We start from the raw sequence: 23,848 nt of genomic DNA, 5'->3' as shown, positions 1-23,848 counted from the left end.
GGGGGACGGGCATGCAATGGAGTGTTGAACAACTGGCGGGTTTGCCGCGTGAGGACGGGTTCCGCCTTCGTGGCCAGCAGGTGACGCGGCTGGAAACCTTCGTCGACGCCGCCTTCGCCTTCGCCCTGACCCTGCTGGTCATCTTCTTCGAAACCCTGCCCACCACCTACGACGAACTGCGCGAGGCGCTGCGGCGCGTTCCCACTTTCATCATGTGCTTCGTGCTGCTGGCGATGTTCTGGAGCGCCCACAACCGCTGGAGCCGGCGCTTCGGACTCGACGACTTCGCGTCCACGATATGGTCGCTCGGCCTGGTGCTGGTGATGCTGGTTTACGTTTATCCCCTGCGCATGGTGGTTTCCAGCGGCCTGTGGCTGGCGACCGGTGGCTTCGTGCCGACCGAGCTGGTGCTGACCGGGGCCGATGCCGTGTACGACCTGCTCTGGGCCTTCATCATCTATGGCTTCGGCTTTGGTGCCATGGCCCTGATGATCTGGCTGCTCAATCGCCACGCGCTGGGCCGGGCCGCGGCCCTGGGGCTGGACGCGGTCGAACGCCACGAGGCCGGGACCGAGGCGGGCATCCAGGCGATCCTGGCCGGCAGTGCCGCCCTGAGCATCGCGGCGGCCTTCGCCCTGCTGGCCTTGCCGCGCGAACAGTTCACCTACCTGATCAGCGGGCTGCCCATGTTTTTCTACCCATTGCTGGGCTTCGCCATCCCCGCCTACGGCGCCTGGCGTGCGCGCCGGCGCCCGGAGGCGGCATGAGCCCCGTCGGGTTCCCCCGCGGCTGCTTCGTCACTGGCACCGATACCGGCGCCGGCAAGACGTTCGCGTCCACGGTGCTCTTGCATGCGATGCGCCGCGACGGCCGGCCCGCCGTGGGCATGAAGCCGGTGGCCAGCGGCTGCGAACGCGACCATGAGGGCTGGCGCAACGAGGACGCCCTGGCGCTGATGGCCGCCAGCGAACCGCGCCCCGATTACCAGCTGCTCAATCCCTACGCCTTGCCTGAACCCACCGCTCCGCAGATCGCTGCCGCGCTGGCCGGCGTGCACGTCGAACTGCCGACCCTGCTCGCCGCGCATGCGGCCCTGGCGGGCCAGTCCGGCGGCCGGGTGCTGGTGGAGGGTGTCGGTGGCTGGCTGGCGCCGCTGGCCGACGACGTCGAACAGGCGGACCTCGTCCGCGCCCTGGACCTGCCGGTGGTGCTGGTGGTCGGCCTGCGCCTGGGCTGCCTGAACCACGCGCGCCTCACCGCCCGCGCCATCGTCGCCGACGGCTGCCGCCTGGCCGGCTGGATCGGCAACCAGGTCGAGCCCCCGGGGCCGCACGCCGACGCGTATCTCGACCTGCTTGATGCCGCATTGCCCGGACCCCGACTCGGGCTGCTGCCGTACGCGCCCGGTACCCCGCCGGCCAAACTCGCCGCGAAGCTGGCTCTGGGCTGAATACCGCGCCCGGCATCGGGCCAAAACCCCCTGAAACAGGCCATCAGTTGGCTTGACAGCGGCGCATTCAAACATAGAATGACCGTTCACTTTTTTGCCCATGCCGGCCTCCCGGCGGCGCGGGCGACCCCGTGTTACTCCAGCCCCGAGGCATTCCATGTCCCTCCCCGCCGTCTCCCTGCGCCCCGTGGCGCTCCTGGTCGCCGCCAGCCTGCTGCTGGCGGCCTGCTCCGGCGAGCCTGCCCAGATGCAGATGCCCACGCCCGAAGTCACCGTCGTCACCCTGACCGAGCAGCCAGTGCCACTGACCCGCGAACTGGCCGGTCGCACCGTGCCCTTCGTGGTCGCCGAAGTGCGTCCGCAGGCCACCGGCATCATCGAACAGCGCCTGTTCGAGGAAGGCAGCCTGGTCGAAGCGGGGCAGGTCCTGTACCGCCTGGACGACGCCACCTACCAGGCCGCCCGCGCGGCCGCCGCCGCCAACCTGGCGCGCGCCCGCGCTTCGGCCAACTCCGCGCGCCTGGCCGCCGACCGCTCCACCGAGCTGGTGGCCGAGAAGCTGGTTGCCCAGCAGGACCACGAGCGCACCCTGGCCGCCGCCGCCGAGGCCCAGGCCGACGTCGCCGCCTACCAGGCGGCGCTGCAGGCCGCCGACGTCAACCTCGGTTACACCCGGATCACCGCGCCGATCTCCGGCCGCGCCGGCAAGTCCAGCGTCACCCAGGGTGCGCTGGTCACCGCCAACCAGGAAATGGCCCTGGTGACCGTGCAGCAGCTCGATCCGATCTACGTGGACCTGTCGCAGTCGGCCACCGAGCTGACCCAGCTGCGCAAGGACATCGAAGCCGGCCGCGTCGAACAGGACGGCGTCGAGGCGACGATCCTGCTCGAGGACGGCAGTGCCTATGCCCAGACCGGCGTGCTCGAGTTCACCGACGTCACCGTCGACCCCGGCACCGGCAGTTACTCGCTGCGCGTGCGCGTCCCCAATCCCGACAACTTCCTGCTGCCGGGCATGTACGTGCGCGCCGTGGTCGGCCTGGGCACCCGGCCGGACGCCATCCTGGCGCCGCAGCAGGGCATCAGCCGCGACGCCAAGGGCAATGCCACCGCGATGGTGGTCAACGCCGACGGCACGGTCGAGGCGCGCGTCGTGCAGACCCGCCAGACCGTGGGCGACCAATGGCTGGTCGAGTCGGGCCTCGAGGCCGGCGACCGCGTCATCATCGAAGGCCTGCAGAAGGTCCGGCCCGGTGGCAGCGCCAATGCCGTGGAAGCCGGCAAGCCGGCCGCCGCCGGCGCGCCCTCCGCCCCGGACGCCGACGCGTCCGCCGACGCCGCGTAAGCCGGGAGTCCACGCATGGCAAGGTTCTTCATCGACCGCCCGATCTTCGCCTGGGTGATCGCCATCATCATCATGCTGGCCGGCGTGCTGGCGCTGTCGCAGCTGCCGATCTCTCGCTACCCGACGATCGCGCCGCCCACGATCACCATCAACGCCAGCTACCCGGGTGCGTCCGCGCAGGCCGCGGAAAATTCGGTGACCCAGATCATCGAGCAGGCGATGACCGGCCTGGACGGCCTGGATTACCTGTCCTCGACCAGCGACTCCAATGGTTCGGTGGCGGTGACGCTGACCTTCGAGACCGGCACCGACCCGGACATCGCCCAGGTGCAGGTGCAGAACAAGCTGCAGCTGGCGACCTCGCTGCTGCCCGGCATCGTGCAGCAGCAGGGCATCTCGGTGAACAAGGCCTCCAGCGGCTTCCTGCAGGTGCTGGGCTTCGTTTCCGAAGATGGTTCGATGGACCGCAACGACATCTCGGACTACGTGTCGGCGAGCATCGTCGATCCGCTCAGCCGCGTGCCGGGCGTGGGCAGCGTGCAGGTGTTCGGCGGCAAGTACGCCATGCGCATCTGGCTCGACCCGGGCAAGCTCAACACCTACCAGCTGGCGCCCAGCGACGTGGTCGCGGCGATCCAGGCCCAGAACGCCCAGGTGGCCGTGGGCCAGCTCGGCGGCACGCCGGCCATTGATGGCCAGCAGATCAACGCCACCATCACCGCCCAGGACCGCCTGCAGACGCCGGAACAGTTCCGCGACATCGTCGTGCGCGCCGGGACCGACGGCTCGACCCTGCGCCTGGGCGACATCGCCCGGGTCGAGATTGGTTCGGAAAGTTATTCGGTCATCAGCCGCTACAACGGCAAGCCGGCGTCCGGCGTGGCCATCTCGCTGGCGACCAACGCCAACGCCCTGTCCACCGCCGATGGCGTGGCCGACCTGATCGAACGCATGGAGCCGAGTTTCCCGCCGGGCCTGCGGGTGACGGTCCCGTTCGACACCACGCCCTTCGTTCGGGCGTCGATCACCGAAGTGGTGAAGATCCTGCTCGAGGCCTTCGTCCTCGTATTCCTGGTGATCTTCCTGTTCCTGCAGAACTTCCGCGCCACCCTGATCCCCACCATCGCCATTCCGGTGGTATTGCTGGGCACGCTGGCGATCCTGCTGGCGCTGGGCTTCTCGATCAACATGCTGACCATGTTCGCCATGGTGCTGGCGATCGGCTTGCTGGTGGACGACGCCATCGTCGTGGTCGAGAACGTCGAGCGCGTGATGAGCGAGGAAGGTCTGTCGCCCGTGGAAGCCACGCGCAAATCCATGGACCAGATCACCGGCGCCCTGGTCGGCATCGGCCTGGTGCTGGCGGCCGTGTTCATCCCGATGGCCTTCCTCACCGGCTCGACGGGCGTGATCTACCGCCAGTTCACTGCGACGATCGTCTCGGCCATGGGCCTGTCGGTGCTGGTCGCGATCATCCTGACCCCGGCGCTGTGCGCGACCCTGCTCAAGCCGCTCAAGAAGGGCGAACACCACGGCGAGAAGGGTTTCTTCAAGTGGTTCAACAACCGCTTCGACGCCGGCAACAAGCGCTACCAGGGTTTCGTCGGCGGCATGCTGCGCCGCGGCGGCCGGTTCCTGGTGATCTACGCGCTGCTGGCCCTGGTCATGGTCTTGATCTTCCGTGCGGTGCCCTCGTCCTTCCTGCCCGACGAAGACCAGGGCGTGGCCTTCACCATCGTCCAGACCCCGGTGGGCGCCACCCAGCAGCGCACCCAGAAGGTGATGGAGCAGGTGGAGAAGCACTACCTGGAGAACGAGGGCGACATCATCGAGTCGGTTTTCTCCGTGCAGGGCTTCAGCTTCGCCGGCAGCGGCCAGAACAACGGCATGGTGTTCGTCAATCTCAAGGACTGGGAAGAGCGCACCAGCGACGAGGCCAGCGTCACCGCGATGGTCGGTCGCGCGATGGGCGCCTTCAGCCAGATCAAGGACGCCATGGTGTTCGCGCTGGCGCCGCCGCCGGTGACCGAGCTCGGCACCACGGGCGGCTTCAACCTCTACCTCAAGGACAACCAGGGCCAGGGCCACGAGGCCTTGATGGCGGCGCGCAACCAGCTGCTCGGCCTGGCCGGGCAGAGCTCGATGCTGAGCCAGGTGCGACCGAACGGCCAGGAAGACTCGCCGCAGTTCCGCCTCGACGTCGACAACGACAAGGCCGCGGCGCTGGGCGTGTCGGTGGCCGAGATCAACAACACGCTGTCGGTCGCCTGGGGCGGTCGCTACATCGACGACTTCATCGACCGCGGCCGGGTCAAGCGCGTCTATGTGCAGGCCGATGCGCCCTATCGCATGGTGCCGGAGGACTTCAACCTCTGGTACGTGCGCAACAACCAGGGCGAGATGGTGCCGTTCTCCTCCTTCGCCACCTGGCACTGGGAGTACGGTTCGCCGCGACTGGAGCGCTACAACGGCGTGCCGGCGGTGAACCTGACCGGCATGGCCGCCGCAGGCGTCAGCTCCGGCGACGCCATGGCCGAGATGGAGCGCCTGGCCGAAGGGCTGCCGCAGGGTTTCGGCATCGAGTGGTCGGGCGCGTCCTACCAGGAACGCGTGGCCGACTCGCAGGTGCCGCTGCTGTACGCGCTGTCGCTGCTGGTCGTGTTCCTGTGCCTTGCGGCGCTGTATGAAAGCTGGACCATCCCGACCTCGGTGCTGCTGGTCGTGCCGCTGGGCATCCTGGGCACGGTGCTGTTCACCTGGCTGCGTGGGCTCGAGCGCGACGTCTACTTCCAGGTCGGCATGCTCACCACGGTCGGCCTGTCGAGCAAAAACGCGGTGCTCATCATCGAGTTCGCCAAGGCCAACATCGAAAACGGCATGGAGCTGGTCGAAGGCACCCTGGCCGCCATCCGCGACCGCCTGCGGCCGATCCTGATGACGTCCATTGCCTTCGGCTTCGGCGTGTTGCCGCTGGCCATCGCCAGCGGCGCGGGCTCCGGTGCGCAGCGCGCGATCGGCACCGGCGTGATCGGCGGCATGCTGGCCGGCACCTTCCTGGGCATCTTCTTCATCCCGCTGTTCTTCGTTACCGTGCGCCGCATCTTCTACCGCAAGGAAGCCGCGTCGTGAGCCCGATGCCGGCCGGTGGCGGCGCCAAGGCGCGGGCGCGCCAGGAAGCCCAGCGCGAACGCATCCTCGAGGCGGCGCGTGCGTGCTTCTCCGAGGGTGGGTTCCACGGCACCGGGATGTCGGCGATCGCGCGCGCGGCCGGCATGAGCCAGGGCCTGATCTACCGTTACTTCACCAACAAGGCGGCGATCATCCGCGCCATCACCGACGAGCAGCGCGAAGAGCGCCGCGAGGCCCTGGCCGGCATCGCCACCTGTTCGGAGCTGGTCGACAAGCTGCTCGAGAAGATCGACGCCTGGCGCGAGTCCGGTCCGCGCGAGCCTTGCGAGGGCGGCTTCGATGCCGCGCTGTTCCTGGAGGTGTCGGCCGAAGCCACGCGCGACGCCGACATCGCCGCGGTGGTCACCGCCCAGGAGCCGCAGATATGGACGGACTTCGAGGACCTGGTCCGCCGCAGCGCCGAAGCGGCCGGCAAGCCGCTGGATGCCGCCACGGTGCGCCGTCGCACGGTGGTGATGCGCTGCCTCGTGGACGGGCTGATCCTGTGTTACGTCCGCGACCCCCAGCAGGACCGCGAGGTCCTGCGACACAGCCTGCAGGAAGCCATCACCGCGCTTTGCCTGTAAGGCTTCAAGCCGCCGGGGCCTTTGCCCAGCGCTTGCCGAGGCACCCGCCCAAGCCTAGTCTTGCCCCAGCCCATCCGCTGGAGCCCGTGCGATGCGAACCTCGCTGATCCGCCTGTTGTCCGCGGCCCTTGTGCTGTTCCCCGTGGTCGCGCTGGCCCAGACGTCCATCTCCTACGAAGGCAAGACGGTGCTGGTCACCGGCTCCACCGACGGCCTGGGTCGCGAACTGGCCCGCAGCTTCGCCGCCGAAGGCGCCCACGTGATCATCCACGGCCGCAATGCCGAACGTGGCCAGGCGCTGGTGGATGAAATCGCCGCGTCAGGAAAAGGATCGGCGCGATTCGTCGCCGCTGATTTCTCGTCGATGCAGGCCGTGCGCGAATTCGCCGACACCATCGCCGCCGACACGCCCGAGCTCGACCTGCTGGTCAACAATGCCGGCGTCGCCTTCAACGACGGCGAGCGCCGCACGACCCAGGACGGCTACGAAACCCACTTCGCCGTGAACTACCTGGCCGGCTGGATCCTCGTGCACGAACTGCGGCCGGCCCTGAAGGCCGCCGCCCCCTCGCGCATCATCAACGTGTCTTCGGGCAGCTCGGCGCCGATCGACTTCGACGACGTCATGCTTGAACAGCCTGGCGCCGCCGGTCGCGGCTACGGGCAGAGCAAGCAGGCCCAGGCGACGATGACCAAGGCGCTGGCCGCGTCCTTCCTGGCCGACGGCATCGTCATGATTTCCCTGCACCCGGCCACGTTGATGAACACGACCATGGTCGAGGGCCTGGGCATCCCGTCGCGCACGACCGTGCAGGACGGCGTCGACCACGTGATGGGGCTCGCCAAATCGCCGACGCTGCAGGCCGGCGCGTTCTATCTCGAAAAGGGCGAGGCCCGCGAAACGATGGACCCGCAGGGCCAGGATCCCGACGCCCAGGCCAGGCTGCTGGCGCTGAGCAAGGAGCTCACCGGCGTCCCGGCCGACTGATCCAGCCCCCTGCAGGTGGGGCTTCAGCCCCGAAGCGCTTTCAACCCGGCCCGGTGTACCTGCACCCCGAGGTGCAGGTCTCATGCACGACCACGGCCGACAGGCCGGGCAGGGCCGGCTTGAGCTTGTCCCAGATCCAGATCGCGAGATTTTCGCTGGTCGGGTTGTCCAGGCCGTCGACGTCGTTGAGGTAGTGGTGGTCGAGCTGGTCGTAGAGCGGCTGGAAAGCCGCCTTGATGTCGCTGAAGTCCATCACCCAGCCGGTGTCGGCGCCCACTTCGCCCGAGACGTGCAGCTCGATGCGGAAGCTGTGGCCGTGCACGCGTGCGCACTTGTGGCCGGCCGGCACGTTGGGCAGCCGGTGTGCGGCTTCGAGGGTGAAACACTTGAAGATGTCCATGGCGGACATTGTAGCCCCGGGCCGCAGCCCGGGGCCGGGAGGACTCAGCGGATGGCCACGACTTCCTCGGTCTCGCCGCCGTCCGCCAGGCCGTAGCCGAAGTTGCTGATTTCGCCGTCCGCGTCCAGGGACAGGGTGAAGGCGACGAAGCGGGTTTCGCTGCCGTCGAGCTGGGCCAGGCCGGACCCGTCGAAGCGTCGGCCGCCATGCTCGAGCCGGGTGGTCTGGGCCGACACCAGCGAAAACGCCACCTGGGTATCCGCGAGCTCGGCGCGCAGCTGTTCCTGCACCGTGTCCTGCACGGTCCAGCCCGGCGCCACCGCAGCCCGCTGCTCAGCGCCAGGGAGGGCGTCCGGGCTGCGCGGCGGGGCGGTGGCGCCGACGTTCGCCGACAGGGCCAGGGCCAGTCCGGCGGCCGCCGCGAGACTGCCCAGGCCCATGAGGGCACGGGACCGGCCACGCGCGGGGGAGGGCGGCGCGACGGCGGCTGAGGCAGGGCGGGGGGCGAAGGACTGGGCAGCCCAGGCCAGGTCGGCGTCGGTCAGGTCGTCACGGATCAGCAGGGTCATGGCCAGGTTCCGGCGGAGGAGGGACGCAGGGAAGACAGCAGCTTCCGTGCCAAGGCCTGCCCCGCGATGGAAGTTATTGATCGGACATGACAATTGCTCGCGACCGCTACCGGCGGGGCGGCAAAATGCCCGACCCGCCGGCTACCCTGGATTGCGAAATGCAGGCACGCCCGGCGTCTCGGTCCCTGCGACCCGCGGCAGGCAGTCTGGCCAGGGCAATCGGCTAGGCTGTAGGGATGCTAGGGGACTGGAAACAACGCGCCAGCGAAGGAATCACGGTGTTCCGGGCCAGCCGGCTTGAAGCGCTGCTGGTACCGCTGGACCATTTGCTGGCCACCCAGCCGCCCGATGCGCTGCTGGCGCCGCAGACCGTGGTCGCGGCCCACCCGGGCATGCGCCAGTGGCTGGCGGGGGCGCTGGCGGACAGGCGCGGCGTACGCAGCATCGTCGCCAATCTCGACATCCTGCTGCCCAGCGGATTCCTCGACCGCCTGGCCGGCGATGTCCTGGGCGAAGGTGCGACCTCGCCCGCCGCCTGGCGCCGCGAACACCTGCGCTGGCGCATCTTCGCCCTGCTCGAGACCAGCACCGATCCCACCCTGCGCGCCGCGCTCGACGGTGCCGACGCCGAACGCCGGCGCTTCCAGCTGGCCGACCGCCTGGCGCGCATCTACACCCAGTACATGGCCTACCGGCCCGAGTGGCTGGCTGACTGGGCGCACGGCCGCGGGGCTTTTGACGGCGCAAGTTTCCATCCGGCGCTGTGGCAGGCACTGCAATCGGCGATCGGGAAGACCCATCGCGGCGGCCAGTTGGCCCTGCTCGAGCGCAAGCTGCGCCAGGAAGGCGTGCGCGTAGCCGCCACCGACCCCCTGCATGTATTTGGCCTGGCCCACCTGGCGCCGGCGGAACTGCGCGTGTTGCACGCGCTGGCGGCGCACCGGCCGGTGGTGCTGTACGTGCCCGACCCCTGCCGCGAATTCTGGGGCGGCCTGCGCAGCGAAGCCGCGCATCTGCGCGAACTCGCGGCCGACCCATTCTCCCGCGACGCGGAAACCACCTTCCTCGACCAGAACCATCCGCTGCTGGCGGCCTGGGGACGTCTGGGCCAGCATTTCATGCTGCAGGTGCAGTCGTTGGACGCGTCCCTGGACATGCGCCACTACCGCGATGAAGCCGACCACGATCGCCCGCCCGGCCCGCTGCTCGAACGCCTGCAGGAAAGCCTGCGCCGGCTCGCGCCTTCGCTGCTGTCGGAGGATCCGCGCACGCCGCAAGCGCGACGCGCCGATGCCTCACTGCGGGTGCACGCCTGCCACACCCGCCTGCGCGAACTCGAAGCCCTGCGCGATGCCTTGCTCCAGGCGCGCAGCGACGACCCCGGCATTGCCCCTTCCGACATCGTGGTGATGGCACCCGACATCCGCGCCTACCTGCCGCTGCTGCCGGCAGTCTTCGGTGTGCCGGGTGATGCCCGCGCGCCCTTGCCCTTCCACCTGGCCGACGTGCCGGTGGCCAGTACGGTGCCGCTGTTCGCCGCCTTCCGGCAGTTGCTGGCGCTGCCCGGCTCACGCGAAACCGCGCCGGCCCTGCTCGATTTCCTGGCCCAGCCCGACGTTGCCCGTCGCCTGGGCCTGGACGCCGATGCCCTGGCCCTGCTCGAACGCGCCCTGGCCGAAGCCCGCGCCGCCTGGGGCCTGGACCCGGCTGCGCGCGCCGCGCTGGGCGTGCCGGCCATCGAAGAACACACCCTGGCCTGGGCGATGGACCGCCTGCTGGCCAGCCTGGTGCACGGCAACGAAGACAGCGACGACCTGATGTCGGTCGCCGGCCAGCGCCTGGCGCCGGTCACCGGCGTCGCCAATGCGGCCCTGGCCCTGGGCGCGCTCGACCAGCTGCTGCAGTGGCTGGCGACGCTGCGCGACGACGCCTCGCGGCCGCGCGCCGCAAGCGCCTGGGCGGCGCGACTGGAAACGGCGGTCGATCAACTTTTCCAGGCCAGGCCCACCGACCCCGATGCACAGGACGCCATGGACGCGCTGCGCGCCGTAGTACGCGGCCTGGCCGCGGAGCCGGCCGAGGCCGGCCTGGATCCGCTGCTGGCCTGGCCCGTGGTGCGCGCCTGGCTGGAAGAACGTCTTGGCGCCGTGCCGGGTCGCCAGCGTTTCCTGGCCGGCGGCATGACCGTTTGCGGCATGGTTCCGCAGCGCGCGATCCCCTTCCGCGTGGTCGCGGTGCTGGGCTTGAACGAAAGCGAGTACCCGCGCCAGGACCGCGACGCCGGGCTCGACCCGATCCGTCGCGAAGGCCTGCGCCGCCTGGGCGACCGCGACACCCGCAACGACGACCGCTACCTGTTCCTGGAAACGGTGATGTCGGCACGCGACCGCCTGCACCTGAGCTGGATCGGCTTTGATGCGCGCGACGGCAAGCCGCGCAACCCCGCCGCGCCGCTGGCCGAGCTCATGGCCGCGCTTCCCGCCGGTGCCGGCCAAACGCCGCCGTGGCTGGTCAGGCACGCGCTGCAGCCATTCGATGCCGCATATTTCGGCGACGACCCGGCGCGCCGCAGCTTTTCAGATGCCTTTGCCGGCATGGTCGGCGGGGATGGCGATTCGCCGGCGCTACTGTCGCCGCGGCCATCCCCGGCCAGCGAAGAAGCCGCCGAGGTGGAGGTTTCCCGCGTGCTGGCCTGGTGCCGCGATCCGGCCAAGCTCGCGCTGGCCGACGGGCTGCGCGCGCGGCTGGATGCGCTGGGCGACCGCCGCCTGGCCAGCGACGAACCCCTGGAAGCGCGCCTGGGCGTTTTCGACCGGCAGGCGCGGCTGCTGTGCGAACAGGCCTTGGCCGAACCCGGCGTGCCGCTTCCCGAATCACCGCCCGAGGCGCTGGTGCTCGGCGGCGTGCTGCCGCCCGGCGCGCTGGGCACGCAGGCCTGGGTCCGCGAACGCGACACCGCCGAAGCGCTCGTGGCCTCGGCGCGCGCCCGCAGCGAACTCGCCGGCTTGCTTGAACCGGACCTGGCGCCGGAAATCGTGCCGGCCATCGCCCGCCAGGTCGGGCGTTTCAGCATCGGTGGCGAACTCGACCGCGTGCGTGAACGCAATGGCGTCCTGTTCGTTTGCGACACCTTCGCGCACAAGGATTCCGAAGCGGCGCTGAGCTTCCGCGAACGCCTGCCCTTGTTCATCCGCTGGGCGCTGTGCCGCCTGGCGCCGGAAAACGCCAAGCGCCGCGTGCGCATCGCTGCGCTGGTGGCCAAGGCCGGCAAGGCGCCCTGGCAGTCCGCGATCGCGGACTGGGATGAAGCTTTCCTGCAGGCCGATGCTACCGAGCGCGAGTCGTTGCGCGCGCAGCTCGAGACCCGCCTGGCTTTCATCATCGATGTCGCCACGCGCCCGGCCACCGACCCCTGGCCCTATTTCCCGCGCACCAGCTGGGCCCTGGCCAATGGCAAGGACGACGCCGGCGACGAGTGGCGCCGCGAACTCGACTACGCGCCGGGCTACGCGCGCCTGCTGGGCCGCGGTCTGGCGCCCGATGAAAACGAGGACTGGCGCCTGGCCCTGGCCGATGCCGCGACGGCGCTGCTCAACGCCATCCGCCTGGGCGACGCGGAGGAAACGGCATGAGCGCGCCGGTCACCGTCGCACACTGGTACGAACTGCCGTTGAACCCCGGCGGGCGCGCCCTGGTCGAGGCCAGCGCCGGCACCGGCAAGACCTGGACCATCGGCGTGCTGTGGTGGCGTCTGCTGCTTGAGCCCGCGCAGGCGCCGGGCGTCGAGCGCATCGTCGTCACCACCTTCACCGAAGCCGCGGCCCAGGAGTTGCGCGAGCGCTTGCGCGCGCGTTTGCGCCAGGCGCTGGAACTGGCTGACACGCGACCCGCCATGGACGCGGGCACGCCCGGCGATACGGCCTGGCTGCTGGCGCGCTGGCAGCAGCAGGAGGTCTTCGTCGAAGACCGCCGTCGACTGCGCCTGGCGCTCGCGGATTTCGACCGTGCGCCCATCGGCACCCTGCACGGCCTGTGCCGCGGCATCCTGGCCGAGCACCCGCTGGAAGGCGGGCAGGGCATCGAGGTGGCCGAGGCCGCATCTGGCCAGGCCCTGCTTGAAGAACTGGCGCACGACGCCTGGCGCGTGCTGCGACAGTCGGACACCGATGGCCTGGCCGATGCCGGCGTCGGCGAGCTGAGCCTGGCGAAGTTCACCGGCACGCTGTCCACGCTGCTGCGCCCGGGCGTGCGGCTGCCGTCGGGGGAGACCTTCGACGAGGCGCGGGCCGACCTGGCGGCATCGCTGGCGGGACCGCTGCGCGCCGTCGCGAACGACGTTTCCTGGTTCACGCGCAAGAACGCCAAACTGCTGGCGTGCCTGTCCGAAATGGCCGACTGGCTCGCCGGTGCCGACTGGCCCAAGGCCGACGAACGCCTGGGCGTGTTGGCGGAGTTCCAGCTCGAGGGCCAGGTGCGCCCCGAACGCCAGTCCGATTTCATGATGCTGCCGGCCGTTTCGCGCCTGCTCGATGAAGTGCCGCGCCTGTTGATGGCCCGCCATGGCCACGTGGCGCGCTTCTGGGCCGAACAGGTCGCGCGCGTATCGGCCTGGCGCGACCAGCGCCTCGCCGCCCGCGGCCAGCTCACCTTTGACGAAATGATCCGCCAGGCCCACGCCGCCGTCAGCACCCGGCCGGCGCTGGCCGATGCGCTGTTCGCCGACTGGCCGTTCGCGCTGGTCGACGAGTTCCAGGACACCGACGACCAGCAGTACGGCATCCTCGACCGCATCTATCGCGACGCTGGCGGCGAACCGCGTGGACGACTGGTGATGATCGGCGACCCCAAACAGGCGATCTACGGCTTCCGCGGCGGCGACGTGCAGGCTTACCTGCGCGCGCGCGCCCATGCCGACCATCGGCTGGCGCTCCACACCAACCACCGTTCCGCGCCGAACTACGTCGCGGCAGTGAACGGCTTTTTCGCAGACGATGCCGCGGGCCCGGCGCTCGACGCGCGCGGCGAAGGCGCGATCCGCTACGAGCCCGTGCTGGCCAGCGACCGCCAGGTTTCCACGCCCTATTGCATTGGTGGCCAGCCGGTGCAGGCGCCCCTGGTACTGCATTACCTCGGCCAGCCACCGGCTTCGCAGCCCGAGCGCAAGCAGGCGGCGATCGATGCCTGCGCCGACCACATCGCGGCGCTGCTGGCAGATGCCTCGCACACCATTGGCCGCAAGCACGACGACACGGTGGTTCACGAACGCCTGCGACCCGGCGACCTGGCCGTGCTGCTGCCGACCAACCCCGACATCGCCCGCCTGCGCGAAGCGCTGGGCCGGCGCGGCGTACCCTGCGTGGGCGGCAGCCGCGCCAGCGTTTTTGATTCCGAATGGGCATTCGAACTGCAGGTCGTGCTGCAGGCGTTGGCCCACGCCGAAGACGAAGGCGCCGTGCGCGCTGCGATGCTGACGCGGCTCTGGGGCGGCAGCCTGCACGACGTCGCCGCCCTGGGCGATTCGCCCGAGGCCTGGGAGGCAGCCAGCAATCGGCTGCAGCAGCTGCGCCTGGCCTGGCGCGAACGTGGCGTGCTGGCCACCGTGCTGGCGCTGGCTGCGGCTGCCGCGCCGCGCTTGCTGGCACACGCCGGCGGCGAGCGCGACCTCACCGACCTGCGCCACCTGGGCGAGCTGCTGCAGCAGCAGGCCGACCAGGGCCTGGGTCCGCACGCCCTGCTCGACTGGCTGGGCGAACAGCGCCAGCACGAAGACGGCGAAGCGCCCGACAGCGACCAGCGCCAGCTGCGCATCGAGTCCGACGCCGCGCGCGTGCAGCTGATGACCCTGCACCGGGCCAAGGGCCTGGAGTTCCCGGTCGTGTTCCTGCCGCTGCTTTGGGCGCATGCCTTGAACGAAAACCAGGACGGCGCGCCCTGGCTCCTGCCCGAAGCGGATGCCCTGGGGCGCCTCGCCCGCTTTGATGCCGCGGCCCGTCGCCAGGCCCGGCACGAGGCGCAGGATGAACGTTTTCGCGTGCTGTACGTGGCCCTCACCCGCGCCATCCACGCCTGCCATGTTTATGCGCTGCCGCCGTCGCGGCCGGCGACGGCGAAGAAGAACGCCTCGCCGAAATCCGATCCCGAACGGGCACCGCTAGACGCACTGCTCGAACGACTTGGCGTGGAGCACGACTTCCCCGTGATTCCGCACCTGCACTGGCAAGCCGGATGGCCCGCCGCGGCGCCCGCGCTTGCCCGTGATCAAAAACCGCCGGCATCACGCGAAGCCCTGCCGATGCCGCCGCCCGCGCGCCTGCGCCAGCGCCTGAGCTTTTCGACGCTGGTGGGCGGTGCCCGGATCGGCGGCGAAGAAGACAGCGCCGCCTCCGACGAATCCGAACCGGTGCTGGCCGCGGCTGCCGCCGTGCCCGATGAAGCACCGCACCCGGCGCTGCTGGGCCTGTCGGCCCTGCGAGGTCGCGCATTCGGCAACGCGGTGCACGCCAGTTTCGAAAATCGCGACACCGGGAAGCCGATGGCGGCGCAAACCGGCCTGGTCGCGAAACAGCTGGCCGACTTCGGCGTGCGTGCGCGCGGCGAACCGCTCGAAGTGCTCTTGCCGCGCCTGTGTGAACGCCTCGACGGTTCGCTGGCCGCCGAACTGCTGCCCGGCCTTCGCCTCGGCGAGGTGGCCGTGGCCGACCAGCGCGCCGAGATGGCCTTCCATTTCGCACTCGACGGCGCACGGCTCGAAGCGCTGCGGCAGGCCTGCGCCGCGCACGGCGAGCCCGACCTGGTGCCCGCCTTGGGTTGGCGCGAACTGCGCGGCCTGATGACCGGCAAGATCGATCTGGTGTTCGAGCACCGGGGACGCGTGCACGTGCTCGACTACAAGGGCAACTGGCTGGGCGAACGCCTGGGCGATTACGCCGGAGCCGCCCTGGCGCAGGCGATGGACCACAGCCACTACCGGCTGCAGGCGCTGATCTACACCATGGCGGTGCATCGTTACCTTGCACAGCGTCGCGCCGACTACGATCCCGGTCAGCACCTTGGCGAAGCGATCTACCTGTTCGTGCGCGCGGCTGGCCTGGCGCAGGGCGTGGGTGTGTGGAGCCACGCCTTTGCGCCGGCACTGCTCGAAGCCGTGGACGAGGCCCTGGCGGACGGCGCCGTCGCGGAAGCTGCCGCATGAGCCACCTCGACTACCGCCCGCTGCCCTTGCCCGAATTCGACGGCCGTCCGGCCGAGCGTGCGCTGGCCCGCGCCATCACCCGCTGGGTGTTTGCCCACGGCGGCAGCCCGCGCCTGGCTGACCTGGCCGCCCGCGCCACGGTCGCCGAACAGCGCGGCGACACTGCACTTGGCCCGCTCGATGCCGATGTGCGCGCCGACGTTGGCGGAGAGGCGCTGGTCGGCGACGGCCGTGTTCGCACGCCCTTCGTGCTCGACGCCAACGGCCGCTTCTATCTGTGGCGCAACTACCGCTTCGAAGGCGAGGTCGCCGCGGCGCTGCAGGCCCTGCACGCCGATGCGCGCCCGCTGGCGATGGCCGATGACGACCTGGCGGCGCTCTTCCCCGGCGGTGACCCGGCCCGGGACGGCGCCCAGCGTCAGGCCGTGCGGGCCGTCGGCGGCCGGCGGCTGCTGGTACTCACCGGTGGCCCGGGCACCGGCAAGACTACCACCGTGCTGCGCATGCTGCTGCGTCTGCTGCGCGACGGCATCGCCGCGCGCGACGGTATCGCGATCGCCGCGCCCACCGGCAAGGCGGCCCAGCGGCTGGTGCAGTCGCTGCGCCAGGAGGCCGCGCGCCTGCGCGAACAATTGCCCGCAGCCTGGGCCGGTGCCCTGGACGCGCTGCCGACCGACGAGGCGCGCACCGTCCATCGCCTGCTGGGCTGGTCGCCGGCGCGCCAGGCGTATTCGCGCAACGCCGGCCATCCCATCGACGCCGGCGTGGTCGTGGTGGACGAAGCCTCGATGCTCGACCTGGCCCAGCTGCGTGCGTTGCTGCAGGCGCTTCGCCCCGGCAGTTGCCTGCTGCTGGTGGGAGACGCCGACCAGCTCGATTCGGTGGGCGCCGGTTCGGTGCTGATGGACCTCGTGGCGACGTTGGAAGCGGGGGCGTCACCGGCCCTGGTGCGCCTGCGCCACAGCTTCCGCGCCGTCGAACCGCTGGTCCGCCTCAACGAAGCCGTGCGAGCCGGTGACGCCGTCGCCGTGGACGCTGCCCTCGTGGCCGCGGGCGGCACCGCCCGCCTGCATCCCCTGGAAGACACCAGTGCCCTGGCGCGGCGGCTGCGCAGCTGGGCCGATGCGCTTGCCGAGGCCGGGCCGCCGGCGCTGTTGACGGATGTCGACCCGGCCGCAGCGGCTTTGGGAGCGCTGCAGGCTCTGCCGACGCGGCAGCTGCTGTGCGCACTGCGCGAAGGCGCCTTCGGTGCCGACGTCGCCGCAGCCGCGATCGAAGCCAGGCTGCGCCAGCAGTGGAACGTGCCGGCCGGCAGCGACTGGTTCCCCGGCCGCGTCGTGATGGTGACCCGCAACGACTACGGCGCGCGTTTGTTCAACGGCGACCTCGGTCTGTGCCTGGCCGATGCCGACGGCCGGCTGCAGGTCTGGTTCGAGGCGCCCGACGGGGGCGCCCGCGCCTTTTCCCCCGGCGCGCTGCCCGCGCACGATCCGGCCTGGGCCATTACCATCCACAAGAGCCAGGGCAGCGAGTATGGTCACGTCGCCGTGTTGCTGCCGCCCGATCCCGAGCACCGCATACTCTCGCGACAGCTGCTCTACACCGGACTCTCGCGCGCCAAGCGTTCGGTGGAGGTGTGGGGCCCGCAGGCCAGCCTGGACGCGGCCCTGGCCCGTGTCGTACGCCGGGCCGGCGGCTTGCGCAAGCGATTGGGAGACCTCGATTGATCACGATCCTCGGCCGGCAAAGTTCGCACTACACCCGCCAGGTGCGCATGCTCGCGCACGAGCTGGGCGTGGACTACACGCTGTCCCCCATCCACGACCTGCTGGGCGACGACCCGCAGGCCTACGGCGGCAACCCGGCGCTGAAGCTGCCGGCGCTGCAAGTCGGCGACACCGTGGTCTGGGGCAGCGGCAATGCCATGCGCGTACTGGCACGCCAGCGGCCCGGCGACGAAGCCCGCGTCGCCTGGCCCGAACAGTCCACCTCGACCCTGGCCATGAACGCGCACGAAGTGCTCGCGCATGCGATGGCCGCGCAGGTGGACGTGGTGTTGCACGCGTTCGTGGCCAAGCGTCCGCCCGATGCCGTGTCGGCAAAACGCCGGACGAGCCTGATCAACTGCCTGGCCTGGCTGGACGCGAACCTGGACGCCGTGCACGCCGAACTGCCGGCCGACCGCATCCGTTGCTTCGACCTGGGGCTGTTCTGCCTGTTCGAGCACCTGGCGTTCCGCAACCCGATCGATACCTCGGCCTGGCGCACGCTCCAGGTTTTTTCAGCAGCCATGGCAAGGCGCGACGCCGCGTTGGCCACGCCCTACCGGTTCGACCCGCCGCCCGGCGGCTGAGGCAGCGCCCCGGCGCTCAGGGTTTGGCGCGATGGCCCAGCCGCGGGTCGGACGACAACGCGTCGAACAGGGCATCGGTCAGGGCCTTGACCCGCGCGACGCGCTTGAGGTCCGGATGGGTCAGCACCCACACCTGCGTGTCGAAGGCCGCCAGGGGCTCGCGCAGTTGCACCAGCCCGGCGCGCTGGCTGGCCAGCGGGCACAACACCCAGCCGACCCCGGCGCCCGCCGCCACGGCGTCGGCCAGGCTCACCATCGTGTCCACGCGCAGCCCCACCCGTTCGGCGGGCACGTGGCGCCGGATCCATTTCGCCGAATCGAGTTGCGCCAGGGCGTCGACATGCCCCACCCACTGGTAGTCGCGCTCGTCGGCGCCCGGACCCAGCGAGGCGAGATAGTCGCGCGAGGCATACAGGGCCGTTTGCACCACACCCACGCGGCGCCCCACCAGGTGTTCGGGAGGTCGGTTCGACCCGCGCACCGCCACGTCGGCTTCGCGCTTGGTCAGGCTCAGGAAACTGTTGCTGATCACCAGCTCCAGGCCCAGCTGTGGGTGCTGCCGCCGGAAATCCGCCAGCGGCGCGAGCATCAGCGATTGCAGCAAGGCGTCGGGCGCGGTCAGCCGCAGCGTGCCGCTGAGCGCCAGGTTGGCCCCGGTGATCCGTCGCTCGGCCGCGTCCACCTGCTCCGCCAGCGGCGCGACGTCCGCCGCCAGCGCCTGGCCGTGCGACGTCAGCGCGTAGCCGCTGGGAAGCCGGTCGAAAAGCCGGACCGCCAGGCTGCGTTCGAGGCTGCCCAGGCGCCGGAGCACCGTGGAATGGTTGACGCCCAGGGTCTTGGCTGCGGCCCCGACCGACCCCTTCTCACAGACGGCCAGGAAGAACTGGAGGTCGGACCATTGCAGTCGCTTTTCCATCGCCGGCCTATGCGAATTTGCATACACGGAATGCAGATAGTGCCAGTTCCGGGGCAGTCCTGCAGGGAATAGCCTTTGCCTCCCCTACTGGCCCTCTGGAGCCGCCATGTCCCGCGTATCCCCGCTCGCCCCGCACACCCCGCCGGCTACCTACAGTGCCTACACCCTCGGCCGCGGCGCCGGGCCCGACGCCCTGCGCCTCGAACAGCGCCAGTCGCTGCCCCTGGGCCCGGACGAGGTCCGCGTGCGCGTCCGCGCCGTGGCGCTCAACCATCGCGACCTGATGTTCGCCGATGGTCGCGTCGGCAGCGGCGGGCCGGCCATCGTGCCCGGTTCCGACGCCGCCGGCGAAGTGCTGGAGGTGGGCTCGGCTGTGCGCGAGTTCCAGCCGGGCGACGCCGTCATCTCCAGCTTCTTCCCGCACTGGCTCTCGGGCCCGGCGAACCCGGAGGTCACCGCCGGTGCCCTGGGTGGCAGCCTCGACGGCGTGCTGGCCGAACAGCGGGTGCTGCCCGCCTCGGCCTGGGTGCCGGCGCCGGCCAACCTGACCCCGGTGGAGGCCGCGACCCTGCCCTGTGCCGGCCTGACGGCCTGGCATGCCCTGTTTGGCCTCGATCCCTTGCCGCCGGGAGCCACCGTGGCCCTGTTGGGCACGGGCGGCGTCTCGATCTGGGCGCTGCAGTTGGCCAAGGCCGCGGGACTGCGGGTGCTGGTCACGTCGTCCGACGACACCAAGCTGGCGCGGGTGCGGGCACTGGGCGCGGACGCGACGGTCAACTACCGCCAGCATCCGGAATGGGGGAGCGGGTTGCGCGATCTCGCCGGCGAACAAGGCGTGGCGCGTGTCCTCGACGTCGGCGGCCCCGACACCCTGGCGCAATCCATCGACGCCGTGAAGCCTGGCGGCAGCGTTGCCGTGATTGGCCGGCTGGCCGGCGCGGAGCCGGCGCGCATTGATCCCGCCGAGCTGTTCCTGGGGGGCAAGCGACTGATCGGCCTGATGGTGGGCAGCCGCGCCATGGCCCGCGACCTGGTGCGGTTCGTCGAACAGGCGAATATCCACCCGGTCATCGATCGCGTTTTCTCTTACGCCGACGCGGCGGCCGCCTACGCGTATTTGGCCGGCTCGCAGCACCTGGGCAAGGTGGTCATCCGCTTGGATTGACCGGGCACCGCCCGGCAACCCGGCCCGCTTCGCGCCGCAGGTTCAGCGGTGCCGCGGCGCGCCAAGCCACCAGCCCAACCCGACTTGCAAGGGCAGGGTCAGCAGCGCGAGTGCCGTGAACCAGACGGGGAAGTCGCCACCGACGCTGGCCACGGCCCAGCCCAGGCCCAGGCCCAGCAGCAGGCCGGCAAGCCCGGCGTGGGCGGCATGATGACGCGTGGCGAGGGCCGTGGCCGTGGCGACCATCGCGATGCCGGATGCCGCCAGCCAGCCCAGGTCCCAGGCCAGGCGGCCGGTGCCGCCGGGCGGCAGCTGCAACGCCGCGGCCAGCCAGCTGCCGGCCAGGTTGAGCGCGGGCACGACCGCGACCGCCAGAACCAGCGCCAGGCAAGAGCGCAACCACCAGGGAGGGCCGGAAAGGGACATCGCGCCATGCTAGCGCGCCGACGCACCAATGCATCGGGCCGCTTACACTTCGGGCCATGTCCCGGGTCCCGCCCATGTCCCTGCAATACGCCACCGCGCTGCCGGCCGGCTTCTACGCCGGCGAGGCGGCCCACGTGCGTGACCAGGTCGCGGTCATCGCGCGCAGCTGGCAGCTGTTGGCCCATGCCAGCCAGCTGGCCGACCCTGGCGACCACGTCGTTGACCAGGTGGGCCGGCTGCCGGTCATCGTGGTGCGCGGAACCGATGGCGTGCTGCGCGCCTTCGCCAACGTCTGCCGGCACCGGGCGGGGCCCCTGGCGCTGTGCAACGGCAAGGGCGCCCGCGCCCTGCACTGCAAGTACCACGGCTGGACCTACACGCTGGAAGGCCAGCTGCGCTCCGCGCCGGAAATGCAGGACGCAGGGGCCTTCGACGTCGTCGACATCCGGTTGCCCGCCCTGCGCGTCGCCGAGTGGCAGGGCCTGGTGTTCGTGGCGGCCAGCGACGAGGTGCCGGCGTTCGAGGCGGTTTATGGCGGCATCGCCGAACGCATCGCCCCCATCGATCTGACGGCGCTGCGTTTCGCCCGCCGCGACCACTATGACCTGGCCTGCGACTGGAAGGTGTACGTGGACAACTTCCTGGAGGGTTACCACCTGCCGCACGTGCATCCGGGACTGTCGAAGGTGCTGGACTACCGCGCCTACGACACCGAGCTGTCGGACTTCAAATCGCTGCAGCATTCCCCGCTGCGCGACGCCGGTGGCGCCAATGCCTACGGTGACGGCGAGGCTTTCTACTGGTTCGTCTACCCGAACGTGATGCTCAACATCCTGCCCGGCCGGCTGCAGACCAACCGGGTGCTGCCGCTGGGCCCGGGCCGCTGCCGGGTCGAATTCGACTATTACTACGCGCCGGGTCCGGCGGGGGAGGCCCTGGCCGCGGCCGACCGGGACTTCAGCGATGAGGTGCAGGCCGAGGACATCGCCATCTGCGAAGCCGTGCAGCGCGGACTGGACTCGGGCAGCTACGAGGCCGGGCGGCTGTGCCCGAAACGCGAGTCCGGCGTCTGGCATTTCCACAACCAGCTGCGCGCGGCCTATGCCGCCGACGCGATGGCCGGCGGCCAGCCCGGCTGATGCGCGATCCCCGCTACGACCCCCTGTTCGAACCCATCCGCATCGGCCCGGTGACGGCCAAGAACCGGTTTTTCCAGGTGCCGCACTGCAACGGCATGGGCCACGCGATGCCACTCGCGCACGCGGCCATGCGCGAAGTGAAGGCCGAGGGCGGTTGGGCGGTGGTGTCGACCGAAGAATGTGAAATCCACCCCAGCACCGACCTCACGCCCTATGTCGAGGCCAGGCTGTGGGACGACCGCGACATTCCGGCGCTGGCGCTGATGTGCGAGAAGGTGCACGCGCACGGTGCGCTGGCGGCGGTGGAGCTCACCCATAACGGCCCCGCGGCCTCGAACCTGTTCTCGCGCGAAGTGCTGCTGGCGCCGTCGCACCAGCCAACCAAGTACGGCTACCCGCATCAGGCGCGGGCCATGGACAAGGCCGACATCCGCGACTATCGCCGCTGGCACCGCGAGGCCGCCGTGCGCGGCATGCAGGCGGGCATGGACATCGTCTACGTCTACGCCGCGCACGACCTGTCGCTGGCCATGCATTTCCTGCAGCGCCGCCGCAACCAGCGCACGGACGAATACGGCGGTTCGCTGGAGAACCGCGTGCGCCTGTTGCGCGAGCTGCTCGAGGACACCCGGGATGCCGTCGGCCATCGCTGCGGCGTCGCGCTGCGCTTCGCCACCGAGGAGATGCTCGGTCCCGGCGGCGTCGAGCTGGCCGAAGCGCGCGACATCGTCGGCCTGCTGGCCGAGCTGCCGGACCTGTGGGACGTCAACGTCAGCGCCTGGCACAACGACTCGCTGCCGTCGCGCTTCGGTGCCGAAGGCGCGCAGGAACCCTTCATCGATTTCGTCAAGAAGACCACCAGCAAACCCGTGGTCGGCGTCGGGCGTTTTACTTCGCCAGACACGATGGTCTCGCAGCTGCGCCGGGGCGTGATCGACATCATCGGTGCCGCGCGGCCATCCATCGCCGATCCCTTCCTGCCGCGCAAGATCGAAGAAGGCCGCATTGACGACATCCGCGAATGCATCGGCTGCAACGTGTGCGTTTCGGGCGACAACACCGTCTCGCCCATCCGCTGCACCCAGAACCCGAGCATGGGCGAGGAATGGCGCAAGGGCTGGCATCCCGAGCGCATCGCGCCCGCGCGCAAGCCGTCAAAGGTGCTGGTGGTCGGCGCCGGCCCGGCCGGGCTGGAAGCGGCGCGTGCGCTGGGCCAGCGCGGCTTCGAGGTGTCGCTGGCCGAGGCATCCAGGCAGCTCGGCGGCCGCGTCAGCCGCGAGGCGCGCCTGCCCGGCTTGGCCGAGTGGGCGCGGGTGCGCGACTGGCGGGTGGGCCAGATCAACAAGATGGCCAACGTCGCGACCTACCTCGACTCCCGACTCGAGGCCGCCGACGTGCTCGCATTCGGCGCCGAACACGTGGTCATCGCCACCGGCGCCCGCTGGCGGCGGGATGGCTTTGGTCGCAGCCATGGATTGGGCATCGAAGGATTCGCGGACAATCCGGCCGTGTTCACGCCCGACGACCTGATGGACGGGCGCTTGCCGGAAGGCGACGTGGTCGTGTTCGACGACGACGGCGGCTACCACGCGACCGTGCTGGCCGAGTTGCTGGCAAAGGCCGGTTGCCGCGTGCATTTCGTCACGCCCGAAGACGTGGTCGCGCCCTGGGGCCAGTACACGCTGGAGTACCGGCACGTACGCAAGCGCCTGGCGGCGCTGGGCGTCAGCGTGCATGTCTCCAGGATGGTGGCTGGCTACAGCGGCCGCAGGCTACGCCTGCAGGATGCCTGGTCGGAGGCGACGTTCGAACTCGGTGCGGACGGGGTGGTTTCGGTCACCTCGCGCCTGCCCGACGAACGCCTGTTCCTGTCCCTGCGCGAGCGCGAAGCAGACTGGAAGGACGCAGGGCTGGTGTCCGCGCATCGCATTGGTGACTGCGATGCGCCGGGGCTCATCGCCCATGCCGTGTATGCCGGCCACGCGCTGGCACAGGGGCTGGGCGAGGCGGCTGCCGATACGGTGCCGTTCCGCCGCCACTTCCACCACGCCCTCGGCCCATAGCGAGCGCCACCGTCTCATTCACCGGCGCAGCGTGCACGGGGCCGACGGGTTGTTTCGGCCTGTTTCCCCGACAGGCGTGAGCCGGGG

17 protein-coding genes are annotated in these 23,848 nt (G+C 70.5%); 13 read left to right on the top strand and 4 right to left on the bottom strand.

Annotation, left to right across the window (positions count from 1 at the left end):
• Positions 1-11: 11 nt before the first annotated feature.
• From N788_RS04425 to N788_RS04400, 6 genes are all read left to right on the top strand, one after another.
• Complete coding sequence (locus tag N788_RS04425; RefSeq protein WP_160171907.1) at positions 12-767, top strand: TMEM175 family protein; 756 nt, start codon at positions 12-14, stop codon at positions 765-767.
• Positions 764-1,450, top strand: a complete 687-nt coding sequence (gene bioD / locus N788_RS04420; RefSeq protein WP_034221484.1) for a dethiobiotin synthase — start codon at positions 764-766, stop codon at positions 1,448-1,450. The genes N788_RS04425 and bioD overlap by 4 nt, the downstream gene beginning before the upstream one ends.
• Before the next feature lie 157 nt (positions 1,451-1,607).
• Positions 1,608-2,795: an efflux RND transporter periplasmic adaptor subunit gene (locus N788_RS04415; protein ID WP_034221482.1), complete on the top strand. Its 1,188-nt coding sequence runs from the start codon at positions 1,608-1,610 to the stop codon at positions 2,793-2,795.
• Positions 2,796-2,810: 15 nt separating this feature from the next.
• Complete coding sequence (locus tag N788_RS04410; protein ID WP_034221479.1) at positions 2,811-5,924, top strand: efflux RND transporter permease subunit; 3,114 nt, start codon at positions 2,811-2,813, stop codon at positions 5,922-5,924.
• Between the two features lie 5 nt (positions 5,925-5,929).
• A complete protein-coding gene (locus N788_RS13760; RefSeq protein WP_051924356.1) occupies positions 5,930-6,550 on the top strand; it encodes a TetR/AcrR family transcriptional regulator in 621 nt (206 codons plus the stop codon).
• A gap of 91 nt (positions 6,551-6,641) precedes the next feature.
• The gene (locus N788_RS04400; protein ID WP_084695884.1) at positions 6,642-7,538 is read left to right on the top strand and encodes an SDR family NAD(P)-dependent oxidoreductase; all 897 of its coding nucleotides are present in this window, start codon (positions 6,642-6,644) and stop codon (positions 7,536-7,538) included.
• Positions 7,539-7,578: 40 nt separating this feature from the next.
• Here the strand turns inward: N788_RS04400 and queD are convergent, their stop codons facing one another.
• On the bottom strand, positions 7,579-7,938 hold the full coding sequence (queD, locus tag N788_RS04395) for a 6-carboxytetrahydropterin synthase QueD (RefSeq protein ID WP_034221477.1): 360 nt from the start codon (positions 7,936-7,938) through the stop codon (positions 7,579-7,581).
• Between the two features lie 44 nt (positions 7,939-7,982).
• Positions 7,983-8,507: a hypothetical protein gene (locus N788_RS04390; protein WP_034221475.1), complete on the bottom strand. Its 525-nt coding sequence runs from the start codon at positions 8,505-8,507 to the stop codon at positions 7,983-7,985.
• A 236-nt stretch (positions 8,508-8,743) separates the two neighbouring features.
• On the opposite strand from N788_RS04390, the gene recC reads away from it, so the two are divergent.
• From recC to N788_RS04370, 4 genes are read left to right on the top strand one after another with little or no spacing between them, the layout of a single operon-like run.
• Positions 8,744-12,139, top strand: coding sequence for an exodeoxyribonuclease V subunit gamma (gene recC, locus N788_RS04385; RefSeq protein ID WP_084695883.1), 3,396 nt, complete (start codon positions 8,744-8,746; stop codon positions 12,137-12,139).
• Positions 12,136-15,699: a UvrD-helicase domain-containing protein gene (locus tag N788_RS04380; protein WP_034221473.1), complete on the top strand. Its 3,564-nt coding sequence runs from the start codon at positions 12,136-12,138 to the stop codon at positions 15,697-15,699. Before recC ends, N788_RS04380 begins: the two co-directional genes overlap by 4 nt.
• The gene (gene recD / locus N788_RS04375; RefSeq protein WP_034221471.1) at positions 15,696-17,426 is read left to right on the top strand and encodes an exodeoxyribonuclease V subunit alpha; all 1,731 of its coding nucleotides are present in this window, start codon (positions 15,696-15,698) and stop codon (positions 17,424-17,426) included. The genes N788_RS04380 and recD overlap by 4 nt, the downstream gene beginning before the upstream one ends.
• On the top strand, positions 17,423-18,052 hold the full coding sequence (locus N788_RS04370; protein ID WP_051924354.1) for a glutathione S-transferase family protein: 630 nt from the start codon (positions 17,423-17,425) through the stop codon (positions 18,050-18,052). Before recD ends, N788_RS04370 begins: the two co-directional genes overlap by 4 nt.
• 16 nt (positions 18,053-18,068) lie before the next feature.
• Here the strand turns inward: N788_RS04370 and N788_RS04365 are convergent, their stop codons facing one another.
• Positions 18,069-18,968 (bottom strand): LysR family transcriptional regulator, encoded by a 900-nt coding sequence (locus N788_RS04365; RefSeq protein ID WP_034221469.1) that lies wholly within the window; start codon positions 18,966-18,968, stop codon positions 18,069-18,071.
• A gap of 106 nt (positions 18,969-19,074) precedes the next feature.
• Between N788_RS04365 and N788_RS04360 the strand changes: the two genes are divergently transcribed.
• Complete coding sequence (locus N788_RS04360) at positions 19,075-20,133, top strand: zinc-dependent alcohol dehydrogenase family protein (RefSeq protein ID WP_084695882.1); 1,059 nt, start codon at positions 19,075-19,077, stop codon at positions 20,131-20,133.
• A 42-nt stretch (positions 20,134-20,175) separates the two neighbouring features.
• Here N788_RS04360 and N788_RS04355 read toward each other — a convergent pair whose 3' ends face one another.
• A complete protein-coding gene (locus N788_RS04355) occupies positions 20,176-20,559 on the bottom strand; it encodes a hypothetical protein (protein WP_034221467.1) in 384 nt (127 codons plus the stop codon).
• 56 nt (positions 20,560-20,615) lie between these two features.
• Here N788_RS04355 and N788_RS04350 point away from each other — a divergent pair, with 56 nt between their 5' ends.
• Complete coding sequence (locus N788_RS04350) at positions 20,616-21,698, top strand: aromatic ring-hydroxylating oxygenase subunit alpha (protein ID WP_034221465.1); 1,083 nt, start codon at positions 20,616-20,618, stop codon at positions 21,696-21,698.
• The gene (locus N788_RS04345; protein WP_034221463.1) at positions 21,698-23,761 is read left to right on the top strand and encodes an oxidoreductase; all 2,064 of its coding nucleotides are present in this window, start codon (positions 21,698-21,700) and stop codon (positions 23,759-23,761) included. Before N788_RS04350 ends, N788_RS04345 begins: the two co-directional genes overlap by 1 nt.
• Positions 23,762-23,848 lie beyond the last annotated feature (87 nt).

Origin of the sequence: Arenimonas donghaensis DSM 18148 = HO3-R19, assembly GCF_000743535.1 — a bacterium.
Lineage (GTDB): Bacteria > Pseudomonadota > Gammaproteobacteria > Xanthomonadales > Xanthomonadaceae > Arenimonas > Arenimonas donghaensis.
This window is presented reverse-complemented; position numbering and strand designations above follow the sequence as displayed.